Genomic DNA, 13,948 nt, shown 5'->3' on the forward strand with positions numbered 1-13,948 from the left:
CCGTAGGCGATGCCCGCGAAGAAGTTCATCGAAGCGGTGACTACGACCTTGGCCGTGATCGGCAGCAGCATCGCCACCGCCACGGCGGGGCCGAAGCCCGGAAGCACGCACACCGCCGTGCCCATCGCACAGCCGACCAGGGCCCAGAGCAGGTTGGCCGGCGAAATCGCCGTGGCAAGGCCTTGCGAAAGAGCGTGCAGGAGGGCCATGTCAGTTGCTCCACCGCGCTGCGCGCGACCCGTGACTCAGGTAACGGATGTCATTGCGGGCTCGACCCGCAATCCACGGCAGCGCGCCTGGACGCCACGATGGATCCCGGGTCGAGCCCGGGATGACAAGGCTTGATGGGGTCGGTTTCATTTCGGCTTTCATATCCAACCCGTTGTGGTGAGGCCCGGCAGGTTGATCGCCAGGAATTGGGTGAAGGTCCAGAACACCGGCGCTGAAATGGCCAGGCCCGTCGCCACGTCTGTCGCCACGGTCTGCGGCTTGCCGGCCGGCTGGCCGGCTGCGCGGCGCAGCCCCTGCACCGCGAGCACGTAGCACATCGTGCAGCTGAGGATGAAGCCCAGGGTGGTGATCAATGCCGCGTTGGCCAGCAAGCCGGCGGAGACCCACGCAAAACCGGGCCGATAGCCCTGCTCGGCGCCCGAGGGCTCTCCCATATTGCGATAGCCGCCCATGCGCGCCTCGCGGACGATCAGCACGCCGCACAGCGTGAGCACGCCGGCCACCAGCCACGGCAGGAAATTGGGCCCGATGCCGGAGTAGCCGGCGGCCGAGGGGATGGACACCGCGCCTGCGGCCAGCGCCACCCCGATCAGCCCGATGGCTGCGCCGACCAACGTCTGCGGCAGCGAATTGCCGGATGCCTGTTGTCGTGTCATTGTCTTTCCTCCTTTGCGCGTCAGACCATGCCCGACTTGACCATGGTCACGCGCATGCTGGCGAACTCGTCGTCGACGAACTTGTCGAAGGCCGGGCCGCTCAACACAGCCGGCGTCCAGTTGTTCTTCTCCAGGGCCTCGGCCCAGAATTTGGTCTTGAGCGCGGCCAGCACCATGTCGGTCAGCGCGTTGCGCTGCGCGGGGCTGATGCCCGGCCCGCCGTACAGGCCGCGCCAATTGCCGATCTCCACGTTGATGCCCTGTTCCTTGAGCGTGGGCACGTTGATGCCCTTCAGGCGCTCGCCCGACGTCACCGCAATCGCCCGCATCTTGCCGCTGGTGATGTACTCGGCCAGCTCGCTGTAGCCGCCGCCGCCGACCGTCACGTTGCTCCCCAAAATGGCCGCCGTGGCTTCACCGCCTCCGCGGAAGGCCACATAGTTGATCTTGGCCGGGTCCACGCCGGCCTCGCGCGCGATCATGGCCGCCGCGATGTGCTCGGTGGAGCCGCGCGAGCCGCCGCCCCACTTCACGCTGCCGGGGTCCTTCTTGAGCTGGGCGACCACGTCGGCCATGGTCTTCAAGGGCGAGCTGGCCGGCAGGGCGAACACGTTGTACTCGCTGGTCAGGCGCGCGATCGGCGTCGCCTGCGACAGGCTCACCGGCGGCTTGCCGGTGATGATGCCGCCCAGCATCACGGCGCCCATCACCATGAGGCTGTTCGCGTCGCCCTTGCTGCTGTTGATGAACTGCGCCAGGCCCAGCGCGCCCGCGGCCCCGCCCTTGTTGTCGTAGCTCACGCTGTCGGCAGCCTTGGCTTCCTGTATTGCCTTGCCCAGGGCGCGACCCGTGGTGTCCCAGCCACCGCCGGGGTTGGCCGGAATCATCATCTTGAGGTTGACGCCGGCCCGCGCTGCGAGCGGCCATGCGCCGGCTCCCGCCAGCGCCAGTAAAGATTTCATGAATTCATCGCGACGCATGCTTGTCTCCTTGAAAGGTGCGGCCGATCTTGCTGCCGGCCCGCAGCGCCAAGCTTTCGGTGCGCTTTCAAATTGCGCGCGGCGAACTCGGTGGTTTCCCCAATCGGGTAATCGATAGGGTGCGATGAAAGGGTTTCGAAAGCGGCCCGGCGCGGCCGCCTCCTAGCATTCGCTACACATTCGAGCCACTCACAACGAAGGACAGCAATGAACGTCACCGGCATGCTGCACGGCGCCCGTCTCCTCAAGTTGGCGGGCTTTCCGACCCCGGAAATCCTGGGCCCCGACGCGAGCGAGTCGGCCATCAAGGCGCTGATCGCCAAACACGGACAAGTCTTTATCAAGCCGGTCTTCAAGGGCGGCGTCGGCAAAAAGGGCAAGGCCGGGCTGATCGGCCGGGCCACCGACCTGAAGACCGCGCTGGCGGAGAAGGAGCGGCTGTACTTTTGCGAACACCGCCACGGCCACCAGTTCGCCAAGTCCAACGGCGTCACCTTCGAGGCCGGCGTTCCCGCCGAGCACGAGGTGTACTTCTCGCTCACCGACAACACGCGCTTTCGCGCGCCGACGATGACGCTGACGCACCACGGCGGCGTGGACATCGAGGAGCTGGACAAGACGCAGATCGTCAGCGTGCCTTTCAACCCGCTGACCGGCCTGAAGGCCTTTGTCGTGGCCAACGCGTTGTCCGAGCTGAAGGCGCCCAAGCAGATCATCTCGCCGCTGGTTCAACACCTGCCGAACCTGTGGGACCTGTTCCACGACTACGGCATGACCACGCTGGAGCTGAACCCGATCCGCCTGCGGCCCGACGCCAAGGGCCGGCTCACGCCGGTGGCCTGCGACTTCAAGTGCGGCTTCGACCGCGACGACCCGCGCTGGCAGCGGCTCGATCTGCCGACCGACCTGTTCGCCGCCGACTATTCGGACTTCGAGCAGGAGATCAACCAGCTGCGCACCTACCAGGGCCAGAGCGACGTCTACATCATCAACGACAAGGGCACGATCCTCGCGCCCACGTTCGGCGGTGGTGCGAACTCGCTGGTCACGCAGATGCTGGGGGACGACGCCATCATCTCGTCCGATTTCGGCGGCAACCCACCGTACGAAAAGATGAAATCGGTGGCACGCATCTGCTTCAAGCATTGGCTCAAGCAGTCGAACGTGCTGTTCATCATCGGCGGCAAGAGCAACAACACCGACATCTTCGAGACCTTCCGCGCCATGGCCGATGCGCTGCGCGAGCACTTCGGCAAATACGGCCCGCAGCCGCTGTACTTGGTGGTGGGACGCGGCGGGCCGAACCTGGTGCGCGGCATGGGTGTGCTGCGCGACACCTGCGATGCGCTCGGYATCCCCTACCGGATCTTCGGCTTCGATTCGGCGATGAGCGAAGTGGTCGACTACGCGCGCCGGGTAGACGCCTGGATGAAGGCCGGCGGGCGCCAGCAGGTGGCGACCGCGATGAACCTGGCCGCCTGAGGTTGAAGCCAATGTCCCTCTTTCGACGCGCCACGCTCCTGTTCGCTGCGTTCGCGCTGGCGTCTTGCAGCGGCCTGCCTGCCAAGCCTGAGGCGAAGACCCTCCATGTGATGACTTCCGGCGGCTTCACCGCGGCCTACAACGAACTCGTGCCACGGTTCGAGCGCGACACCGGGCACAAGGTGAACACCGCCTATGGCGCGTCGATGGGCGCGGCGGCGGATTCGATCCCGAGCCGGCTCGGGCGCGGCGAGCCGGCCGACCTCGTGATTCTCGCCCGGCCCGCGCTCGACGCCCTCGTGGCGCAGGGCCATGTGGTGGCGGGCAGCCAGGTCGATCTGGTGCGCTCCCTGATCGGCTTCGCGGTGCGCACCGGGGCGCCGAAGCCCGACATCAGCACCGTCGAAGCGCTCAAGCGCACATTGCTCGACGCGCCGTCGGTCGCCTATTCGGCGAGCGCGAGCGGCGTGTACTACGAGACCGAGCTGTTGAAGCGGCTGGGCATCGAGGAGCGGGTGTTACCCAAGAGCAGGCGCATTCTGAGCGAGCGCGTCGGCACCGTGGTAGCGCGGGGCGACGCGGCGCTCGGGCTGCAGCAGGTCAGCGAATTGCTGCCCATCGAAGGCATCCAGTTCATCGGCGTGCTGCCGCCCGAGGTGCAACGAGTCACCGTGTTCTCCGTCGGCATCACCGTGAAGGCGCGTGAGCCCGAAGCGGCGCGGCAATTGATCGCCTTTTTCAGAGCGCCGGCGGCGGTACCGCCGATCGTCAAGAGCGGGCTGGAGCCAGCAACTCAATGACCGCGAAAGCGGACCCGAAGCGGACACTAAAGCGAACGAAAGCGAGAGCGACATGACTCAATTCAGAAAAAACGTGGGCGGTTTCAAATACTTCACCGGTATCGAGTCGCTGGCCCAGATCGCGACCCGCGAGGACCGTGTGTGCGTGCTCAACATCCTGGGCGGGGAATCCAGCGAGGTTACGCCGGTCGGCCACGCCTGGAGCGGCGGCAACGTGGTGTTCGGTACCTCGCCTGGCAGAGGCGGCCAGGTGCTGGAGACGCCTCACGGCAGCATCCCGGTCTTCAACAACGTGCGCGAGGGCCGGGAAGCCGGCCACAGTTTCAACTGCGGCGTGGTCTACCTGCCGCCGAGCGCGGCGGACGACGGCGTGGTCGAGCTGATCCGCGTCAATCCCGAGCTCACCAAGATCTTCATTCCCACCGAGAAGATGAGCGTGCACGACGCGCGCGAGATCCGCGCCATGGCGCAGGCGCGCGGCATCGACATCTTTGGCGGCAACAGCCTGGGCGTGGCCGATTCGTGGAACCAGGTTCGCATCGGCGGCGCGCTCGGTGGCGACAGCCCGAGCGACACGTTGAAGAAGGGCTCGGTCGCCATCCTGTCCAACTCGGGCGGCTTCACCACCACCATCGCGCAGTACCTGCGCATGGGCGGCTGGGGCACCACCACGCTGGTGTCGTCGGGCAAGGACGTCTACATCCACTACGCCGCGCCCGAGTTCGCCTTCGCGCTGGGCAACGACGATCGCAGCAAGGCAGCGGTGCTGTATTGCGAGCCCGGCGGCTACTACGAGCTCGACGCCGAGTTCACCAAGCCCGTGGTGGCTTGCGTGGTGGGGCGCTGGAAGAGCAAGCTCACGCGCGCCGTCGGCCATGCCGGCGCGATGTCGGGCGGCGGCGATGACGCGGCCTCGAAAGAGCGCTGGTTCATGGAGAAGTTCGGCGTGGATGCGCTGTACACGCCCGAGCGTCCGGTCTGTTCGGCCAAGGGCGCGGTGGTGACCAACATCGCCGACATTCCGGCTGCGTTGACCGCGGTGATGGCCGCCAACGGGGTCAAGCCCGACTTCGCGCCGGAAGGCACGATGGAGCTGAAGGCCTGGTTCGGCTCGAACGCGGGCGCGAAGATTCCATCCGAGCTGGACCTGCCCACGGTGCGCGCGGTGGCGCCGTACGACGCGCAGGTCAAGTCGCTGGCGCTGCAGGTCGGCGCCACGTTCGCACGCGAGGCGTTGAAGGACGCCTCGGGCGTCTCGCAGATGGACGCCAAGACACAGGTGACTCGCCTGAACGGCGTGTCGGTACTCGACGCGGCGCAGTACACGCTGGAGGGCAACGTCGGGCTGGCCTTGCTCAAGGAGCCCGGTGGCGAGAACGACCGCAAGCTGGTGAGCGTGGCGGTGGGCGCCTGGCTCAACCTGCATGGCGATGCGACGCTGGCGGCGGCGCAGGCCGCGCGGGAAGCTGGCAATGCGCCCAACGCCGTGCTGGCCGCGGCTCTCGCCATCGTGGGGCCGCGGCGCACCGAGCCGGCCCGTGCGATCGCGCACGAGCTAATCGCGCGCTTCTCGGCGGCGGGCCTGAAGGACGCGCTCGACGAAAGCTTCACCCTTGGCGGGCTGTTGGAGAGCCCAGCGGCGGGTATGGTGAGAACCACACCCGACCCGCGCGCCCAGGCGATGCTCGACGGACTGCGCGCCCGTGGTGCGCGCTCGGTGTTCGTGCGCTTTCTCGAGCGTCTGGGGGGCTACCCCACCGCCGATGCCGTGCTGGCCGCCATCACCACCACGCTGGGCTGGGGCCCCCTGATGCGCAAGCGCGTGTCGCGCCTGACAGTGGAATGCCTGCCTGCGTGGATGCAGCTGTTCGGCACGTCGATCGGCGCCTCGGTCGAGGCGTCACGGCACGAGCCGACGCGCTTTTGCGGCATCTCCGAGGCCGATCTGCTGGGTGCCCGCTCGCTCACCGAAGTCGCCTGCGTCGCGCTCCTGCATGCCCAGCCGCGCCCGGGGGACCTGTTCGCCTTCCAGACGCTGGTGGGCCTCCTGCTGTCGAACGGCCCGGGCACGATCTCCGCCCAAGGTGCCAAAGGGGCGGTGTCGTCCGACGGGCCGGAGCAGCCTGAACGCGTGCAGCTCAACAAGGGGATGATCGGTTTTCTCACCCATTGCGGCTACGCGCACGGGGGCAACGGCTACGAAGGCGTGGCCTTCCTGCTGGAGCAGTTCAAGGACAGCGGCCTGACCGATCCGGGCAGCCCGTCGCACGGCGCGGATGTCGGCGCGCTGGCGGCGCGCTATGTCGAGTCCTATGCACGCTACAAGGCCGACAAGAAGACCAGCGGCAACCTCGACATCCAGAAAATCCCCGGCGTGAACCATCCCGTGTTCAAGGACAAGCCGGTCAATCACGATCCGCGCGAAGTCTTCATCGCCGAGCTGATGGCCCGGCGCGGCGAGCACAACGTCTTTCACGAGTTTTATCGCGCGCTGGTTCAAAAGCTCTATGACGAGGGCGTGTCGCGCAACGTGTATTGCGTGAACATCGACGCGGTGATCGCCGCCTTGCTGCTCAAGACCGTGTGGCCGGCGTACCGCGCCGGCACGATCAAGGCCGATGCGCTGGAGACGGCGGCGTTCACGATCTTCCTGTACGCCCGCATGCTGGGCTGCGCGGCCGAGATCGACGATCACCTCAACCGCGGCCGCAACATGGACACGCGCTCCGCCGCGTCGGCGTGCCGCTTTCTGGCCTGACCCACGGAGACTGCGATGAGTGACACACTGAAGCGCGACGCCCTCGACTACCACCGCTATCCCACGCCGGGCAAGATCTCGGTGACCCCCACCAAGGCCATGGCCACCCAGCGCGACCTGGGCCTGGCCTATTCGCCGGGCGTGGCCGAAGCGTGCCTGGCGATTGTGGAGGATCCGCGCGAGGCCGGCAACCTGACGGCGCGCAACAACCTGGTGGCCGTGATCACCAACGGTACGGCCGTGCTGGGCCTGGGCAACATCGGCGCGCTGGCGGGCAAGCCGGTGATGGAGGGCAAGGGGTGCCTTTTCAAGAAATTCGCCGGCATCGACGTCTTCGACATCGAGCTCGATGAGCTCGACCCCGACAAGCTGATCGACACCATCGCGCGGATGGAGCCGACCTTCGGCGGCATCAACCTCGAAGACATCAAGGCGCCCGAGTGTTTCTACATCGAGAAGAAACTGCGCGAGCGCATGAAGATTCCGGTGTTCCATGACGACCAGCACGGCACCGCCATCGTCGCCGCCGCGGCCATCCTGAACGCGCTGCGGCTGGTGAAAAAAGACATTGCCGAAGTCAAGCTGGTGTGCTCCGGCGCCGGCGCGGCGGCGCTGGCCTGCCTGGACCTGATCATCAGCCTGGGCCTGAAGCGGGCCAATGTTCTTGTTATCGACAGCAAGGGCGTGCTGTTCGCCGGCCGCGAAGGGCTTGACGACAGCAAGGCGCGCTACGCGCAGGAAACCCGCGCGCGGACCCTGGCCCATGCCTGCGAGGGCGCCGACGTGTTCCTGGGCCTGTCTTCCGCCGGTGTGCTCAAGCCCGAGATGGTCAAGACCATGGCGCGCGACCCCATCATCCTGGCGATGGCCAACCCGGACCCGGAGATCAGTCCGGAAGAGGCGCTGGCCGCGCGTCCCGACGCGATTCTGGGAACGGGGCGTTCGGACTATCCGAATCAGATCAACAACGTGCTGTGCTTTCCCTTTATCTTCCGCGGCGCGCTGGACGTCGGCGCCACCACCATCAATGAGGAGATGAAGCTGGCCACGGTGCGCGCCATCGCCGAGCTGGCCCATGCCGAGATACCGGAATCCGTGGCCAAGGCCTACGGCGCCGCGGGCCTTCGCTTCGGCCGCGACTACCTGATCCCCAAGCCCTTTGATCCTCGCCTGATCGAAGTGGTGGCGCCCGCCGTGGCGCGAGCCGCCATGGACTCGGGCGTCGCCACCCGCCCGATCGCCGACATCGAGGCCTACCGCGGCGGTCTCGCGCGCTTCGTCTACCGCTCCGGCTCGGTGATGCAGCCGGTGTTCGCCGCGGCGCAGAAGGCGCCCAAGCGTGTGGTCTATGCCGAAGGCGAAGACGAGCGCGTGCTGCGCGCCGTGCAGATCGTCGTCGACGAGGGGCTCGCCTGGCCGATCCTGGTGGGCCGTCCGTTGGTGGTGGAGCAGCGCATCCAGGACTACGGGCTGCGCCTGGCGCCGGGCCGCGACTTCGAACTCGTCGATCCGGATACCGACTCACGCCTGCCGCAAGCAGCCCAGGACTACTACCAGCTCACGCGGCTCAAGGGCGTCACGCCGCTCGCGGCCGAGTCCGCCTTGCGCCGCAACCCCACGGCACTGGCCGCGATGCTGGTGTACCGCGGCGAGGCCGATGCCTTGCTGTGTGGCATGTGGGGCGGCTTTCGCAGCCATCTCGACATCGTCGCCGCTGTCATCGGGCTGCGCCCGGGCGTCGAGACACTGGCGGCGATGAACATGCTGATGCTGGCCGAGCGCACGCTGTTCATCTGCGACACCCACGTCAACTACGATCCGAGCCCCCAGCAGCTCGCCGAGATCGCCGTGCTGGCGGCCGACGGCATTCGCCGCTTCGGCGTGGTGCCGCACGCGGCCCTGCTGTCGCATTCGAGCTTCGGCAGCGAGGACACGCCCAGTGCGCGCAAGATGCGCCGCGCGCTCGAGCTGATCCGCTCCCTGAAGCCCCGCTTCGAGGTCGAGGGGGAGATGCACGGCGATACCGCCTTGTCCAGGGAGCTGCTGGACCAGGTGCATCCGGGTTCGGCACTCACGCGTGATGCCAATCTGCTGGTGATGCCCACACTCGATGCGGCCAACATCACCTTCAATGTGCTCAAGGCCACTGCGGGCCATGGCATCACCGTGGGGCCCATCCTGCTGGGCCTGGCCCAGCCGGCCCACATCCTCACCCCCACGGCCACCGTCAGGCGCATCGTCAACATGTCGGCGCTGGCTTCAGTGGACTGCGCCGCGGAATGGTCCAGCCGCACCGCCAGCTCGGTGCTCTCGCAGATCCGCGCCGGTACTGATGATCTGGCGTAGTGCCGAGCGCTCAAGTCAACGCAGGGCTGGGAGCCTCAGTAATAACCCGCATTCGCACGCGCGACAAACCATACGCCGCCCATGGCGTCATTCCGGCACTTCGTTCAGGGCCTCATCCGCGGGGAATACGAATGTCCTGACAAAACAAAGACTTAGCAGCGAATCAACCCATCCATGAGCCCTGGCATGCCGATTGCGAACCCAATTGGCGTGCGTGTGGCATCCGAAGCGACATACGCCAGACCAAAAGGAGACAAAATGAATGTGAACGACGACGTCGATCCGATCGAAACCATTGAATGGGTCGACGCACTGCGCGCGGTGGCGCAGCATCGCGGCCCCCAACGCACCAACCACATCGTCAACCGACTGGTGGACCAGGCGCGCAACGACGGCGTGTACGTGCCCCGCTCGCTGAACACGGCCTACAAGAACACGATCGAGCCGCAAGACCAGGCGAAGTCGCCCGGCGATCGCGAGATCGAGCACCGGCTGCGCTCCATCATCCGCTGGAACGCGATGGCGATCATCCTGCGCGCCAACAAGGACAGCTCGGAGCTGGGCGGCCACATCGCCAGCTTCCAGTCGGCGGCGACGCTGTACGACATCGGCTTCGGCCATTTCTGGCACGCGCCGACCGAAGCGCACGGCGGCGACCTCATCTATATCCAGGGCCACTGCTCGCCCGGCATCTACGCCCGCGCCTTCGTCGAAGGCCGGCTCACCGAGCAGCAACTGCTGGGCTACCGGCAGGAAACCGAGGGCAAGGGCATTCCCTCCTACCCGCATCCCTGGCTGATGCCCGACTTCTGGCAGTTCCCCACCGTCTCCATGGGCCTGGGCCCGCTGATGGCGATCTACCAGGCGCGCTTTCTGAAGTACCTGCAGGGCCGCGGCCTGGCCGATACCGCGCCGCGCAAGGTCTGGGCCTTCATGGGCGACGGCGAAATGGACGAGCCCGAGTCGCTGGGCGCGATCTCGCTGGCCGGGCGCGAAGGCCTGGACAACCTGATCTTCGTCATCAACTGCAACCTGCAGCGCCTGGACGGCCCGGTGCGCGGCAACGGCAAGATCGTGCAGGAACTGGAGTCGGTCTTCCGCGGCGCCGGCTGGAACGTCATCAAGGTGCTGTGGGGCACCGGCTGGGACAAGCTGCTGGCCAAGGACAAGAGCGGCCTCTTGCTCAAGCGCATGGAAGAGTGCGTCGACGGCGAATACCAGGACTTCAAGAGCAAGAGCGGCGCCTATGTGCGCGAGCATTTCTTCGGCAAGTACGAAGAGCTGAAGGCGCTGGTCGCCGACATGAGCGACGACGAGATCTGGGGCCTGACGCGCGGTGGTCACGACCCGGAGAAGGTGTTCGCTGCCTACGCCGCCGCCGTCAAGCACACCGGCCAGCCGACGCTGATCCTGCCCAAGACCGTCAAGGGCTATGGCATGGGCGAGTCGGGCGAGGGCCAGATGATCGCCCACCAGGCCAAGAAGATGACGCAGGATGCGCTGCGCGGCTTTCGCGACCGCTTCCAGATCCCGGTGTCCGACGAGGATCTGCCGAACATCCCCTTCATCAAGCTGCCGGAGGACAGCGCCGAGATGAAGTACTTGCGCGCGCGCCGCGAAGCCTTGGGCGGCTACCTGCCGCAGCGCCGGCGCACCTCGAGCGCGTTGACCATCCCGCCGCTCGATACCTTCCAGCGCCTGCTGGCCAGCTCCGGTGAGCGCGAAATCTCCACCACCATGGCCTTCGTGCAGATGCTGGGCACGCTGGTGCGCGACAAGCACATCGGCAAGCACATCGTCCCCATCGTGCCCGACGAGTCGCGAACCTTCGGCATGGAGGGCATGTTCCGCCAGTTGGGCATCTATTCATCGTTGGGCCAGCTGTACAAGCCGCAGGACGCCGACCAGCTGATGTACTACCGCGAATCGAAGGACGGGCAGGTGCTGCAGGAAGGCATCAACGAAGGCGGGGCGATGTCCAGCTGGATCGTTGCCGCCACCTCGTACAGCGTGAGCAACGTGCCGATGATCCCGTTCTACATCTACTACTCGATGTTCGGGCTGCAGCGGGTGGGCGACCTGGCCTGGCTGGCCGGCGACATCCGTGCCCGCGGCTTCCTGCTGGGCGGCACCGCCGGGCGCACCACGCTCAACGGCGAGGGGCTGCAGCACGAGGACGGCCACAGCCACCTGCTGGCCGCGACGATCCCGAACTGCGTGTCCTACGACCCGACCTTCGCCTACGAGATGGTGGTCATTGTGCGCGAGGGCATGCGCCGGATGTACGAGCAGCAGGAGGACGTCTTCTACTACCTCACGCTGATGAACGAGAACTACCCGCACCCGGGCCTGGCCGAGGCGGGGGAGGGCGCCGAAGCCGGCATTCTCAAGGGCCTGTACAAGCTCCAGGATGGCGGCAAGACGGCCAGGAAGGGCCTGCGTGTGCAGCTGATGGGCAGCGGCACCATCCTGCGCGAAGTGATTGCCGCGGCGGAGTTGCTCAAGACCGACTTCAACGTCACCGCCGACATCTGGAGCGCGACCAGCTTCAACGAACTGCGCCGCGACGGCATGGCCGCTGCGCGCTGGAACCTGCTGCACCCGACCGAGGCGCCGCGCCAGAGCTGGGTCGAGAGCTGCCTGGACGGCAGCGAGGGCCCGGTGATTGCTTCCACCGACTACATGCGCAGCTACGCCGACCAGGTGCGTGAGTACGTGCAGGCCGCCGGCCGGCGCTTTGTGGTGCTGGGCACCGACGGCTTTGGGCGCAGCGACTACCGCGTCAAGCTGCGCAAGTTCTTCGAGGTGGATCGCCACTATGTGGCCGTGGCCGCGCTGAAGGCGCTGGCCGATGAAGGCGCCATCAAGCCGCAGGTGGTGGCCGATGCCATCTCCAAGTACGGCCTGGACACCGAGCGCGCCGCGCCCTGGACCGTTTGACAAGACTGGAACGACACAACATGAGTCAAATCATCGACATCCCGGTGCCCGACATCGGTGACTTCAAGGACGTACCCGTGATCGAGATCTTCGTCAAGGTCGGCGACACGGTGAAAGCGGAGGACCCGCTGATCTCGCTGGAATCCGACAAGGCGACGATGGACGTGCCTGCGCCCCATGGCGGCGTGGTCAAGGCCATCAGCGTCAAGGTCGGCGACAAGGTCAGCCAGGGCAGCGTGGTGATGCAATTCAACGGCGCGGCCGGTGCTGCTGTGGCGGCCACCGAGGCCACCAAGCCCAGCGTCAGTGCGCCGCCTGCGGCCGTCAGCGCGCCGGCCGGGCTGGCCGAGGTGCGCGTGCCCGACATCGGCGACTTCAAGGATGTGCCGGTGATCGAGATCTTCGTCAAGGTGGGCGACACGGTGAAAGCCGAAGACCCGCTGATGTCGCTCGAATCCGACAAGGCGACCATGGATGTGCCCGCGCCTTTGGGTGGTGTAGTGCAGGAGATCCGCGTCAAGCTGGGGGATAAGGTGTCGCAGGGCAGCGTCATCATGATGCTGGCGACGGGGGCGGCCACTGCCGGCGCGCCTGCGAGCCAGGTGCAGCAGACACCCTCACCCCAACCCTCTCCCGCTGCTGCGGGAGAGGGGGCAAAGGCGGGTATCGACGAGGCGGCGTTCGCGCTGGCCTACGCCGGGCCGGCGGTGCGCAAGCTGGCGCGCGAACTCTCGGTGGACCTGGGCCGCGTCAAGGGCAGCGGCGCGCACGGCCGCATCGTGCGCGAAGACGTCGAAGCCTTCGCCAAGGGCGGGGCCACAGCGGCTGGCGCAGCGCCGTCGGCCGCCAAGGCTGCCGCTGCGCCGGCCGGTGGTGGCGCCGGGCTGGACCTGCTGCCCTGGCCCAAGGTCGACTTCGCCAAGTTCGGGCCGATCGAGCGCAAGGAGCAGAGCCGCATCAAGAAGATCTCGGCCGCCAACCTGCATCGCAACTGGGTGGTGATTCCGCATGTCACCACGCACGACGAGGCCGACATCACCGACCTGGAACAGTTCCGCGTTCAGATGAACAAGGAGCTGGAGAAGTCGGGGGTCAAGATCAGCATGCTGCCCTTCATGATTAAGGCGGCGGTGGCGACGCTCAAGAAGTTCCCCGAGTTCAACGCCAGCCTCGACGGCGACGCGCTGGTGATGAAGAACTACTGGCACATCGGCTTTGCCGCCGACACGCCCAACGGCTTGATGGTGCCTGTGATCCGCGACGCCGACAAGAAGAGCGTGCCCGAGATCGCCAAGGAAATGGGCGAGCTGGCCAAGCTGGCGCGCGACGGCAAGCTCAAGCCCGACCAGATGCAGGGCGGCACCTTCACCATTTCGTCGCTGGGCGGCATCGGCGGCATGTACTTCACGCCCATCATCAATGCGCCCGAGGTGGCCATCATGGGTGTGTGCAAGAGCTACTGGAAGCAGCACTCCGGCGACGGCAAGAACTGGGCCTCGCGCCTGACCTTGCCGCTCTCGCTTTCCTGGGACCACCGCGTGATCGACGGCGCTGCCGCCGCCCGCTTCAACGTCCATTTTGCCAACCTGCTCGCCGACATGCGGCGCGTGATGTTCTAAGGGGGCCAGGATGAAACTGGTTCGATCAAGCCTTGTCATCCCGGGCTCGACCCGGGATCCATGGTCGTATCTTGATGCGCTGCCGTGGATTGCGGGTCAAGCCCGCAATGACATTTATTTTTTGCGGTGCGGGTCA

Annotated in this window: 9 protein-coding genes; 6 read left to right on the top strand and 3 right to left on the bottom strand. The window is 66.5% G+C overall.

The genetic code is table 11. From position 1 onward, the window contains the following. The 3 genes from AC1DUB_RS16690 to AC1DUB_RS16700 all read right to left on the bottom strand — a co-directional run. A partial coding sequence (locus AC1DUB_RS16690) for a tripartite tricarboxylate transporter permease (protein ID WP_477730465.1) occupies positions 1-209 on the bottom strand: 209 nt, incomplete at its 3' end. Between the two features lie 159 nt (positions 210-368). Next, positions 369-887: a tripartite tricarboxylate transporter TctB family protein gene (locus AC1DUB_RS16695; RefSeq protein ID WP_477721270.1), complete on the bottom strand. Its 519-nt coding sequence runs from the start codon at positions 885-887 to the stop codon at positions 369-371. 20 nt (positions 888-907) lie between these two features. Next, complete coding sequence (locus tag AC1DUB_RS16700) at positions 908-1,867, bottom strand: Bug family tripartite tricarboxylate transporter substrate binding protein (protein WP_477716459.1); 960 nt, start codon at positions 1,865-1,867, stop codon at positions 908-910. Positions 1,868-2,074: 207 nt separating this feature from the next. Here AC1DUB_RS16700 and AC1DUB_RS16705 point away from each other — a divergent pair, with 207 nt between their 5' ends. The 6 genes from AC1DUB_RS16705 (at position 2,075) to aceF (ending at position 13,812) form a co-directional block, all read left to right on the top strand. After that, the gene (locus AC1DUB_RS16705) at positions 2,075-3,349 is read left to right on the top strand and encodes an ATP citrate lyase citrate-binding domain-containing protein (protein ID WP_477730466.1); all 1,275 of its coding nucleotides are present in this window, start codon (positions 2,075-2,077) and stop codon (positions 3,347-3,349) included. Between the two features lie 11 nt (positions 3,350-3,360). After that, entirely contained in the window at positions 3,361-4,149 is a 789-nt protein-coding gene (locus AC1DUB_RS16710; RefSeq protein ID WP_477730467.1) for a substrate-binding domain-containing protein, read from the top strand. 52 nt (positions 4,150-4,201) lie between these two features. Continuing rightward, entirely contained in the window at positions 4,202-6,907 is a 2,706-nt protein-coding gene (locus tag AC1DUB_RS16715) for a CoA-binding protein (RefSeq protein ID WP_477730468.1), read from the top strand. Positions 6,908-6,922: 15 nt separating this feature from the next. Continuing rightward, complete coding sequence (locus AC1DUB_RS16720) at positions 6,923-9,253, top strand: NADP-dependent malic enzyme (RefSeq protein WP_477730469.1); 2,331 nt, start codon at positions 6,923-6,925, stop codon at positions 9,251-9,253. Between the two features lie 258 nt (positions 9,254-9,511). After that, on the top strand, positions 9,512-12,193 hold the full coding sequence (gene aceE, locus AC1DUB_RS16725; RefSeq protein ID WP_477730470.1) for a pyruvate dehydrogenase (acetyl-transferring), homodimeric type: 2,682 nt from the start codon (positions 9,512-9,514) through the stop codon (positions 12,191-12,193). 20 nt (positions 12,194-12,213) lie between these two features. Beyond that, positions 12,214-13,812, top strand: coding sequence for a dihydrolipoyllysine-residue acetyltransferase (aceF, locus tag AC1DUB_RS16730; protein ID WP_477730471.1), 1,599 nt, complete (start codon positions 12,214-12,216; stop codon positions 13,810-13,812). Positions 13,813-13,948 lie beyond the last annotated feature (136 nt).

Source organism: Polaromonas sp. P4_F9 (assembly GCF_056401235.1).

Coding starts and splice junctions, on each gene's coding strand:
- AC1DUB_RS16695 (WP_477721270.1), bottom strand. CDS start 887: ATGACACGACAACAGGCATCCGGCAATTCGCTGCCGCAGACGTTGGTC.
- AC1DUB_RS16700 (WP_477716459.1), bottom strand. CDS start 1,867: ATGCGTCGCGATGAATTCATGAAATCTTTACTGGCGCTGGCGGGAGCC.
- AC1DUB_RS16710 (WP_477730467.1), top strand. CDS start 3,361: ATGTCCCTCTTTCGACGCGCCACGCTCCTGTTCGCTGCGTTCGCGCTG.
- AC1DUB_RS16715 (WP_477730468.1), top strand. CDS start 4,202: ATGACTCAATTCAGAAAAAACGTGGGCGGTTTCAAATACTTCACCGGT.
- AC1DUB_RS16720 (WP_477730469.1), top strand. CDS start 6,923: ATGAGTGACACACTGAAGCGCGACGCCCTCGACTACCACCGCTATCCC.
- aceE (WP_477730470.1), top strand. CDS start 9,512: ATGAATGTGAACGACGACGTCGATCCGATCGAAACCATTGAATGGGTC.
- aceF (WP_477730471.1), top strand. CDS start 12,214: ATGAGTCAAATCATCGACATCCCGGTGCCCGACATCGGTGACTTCAAG.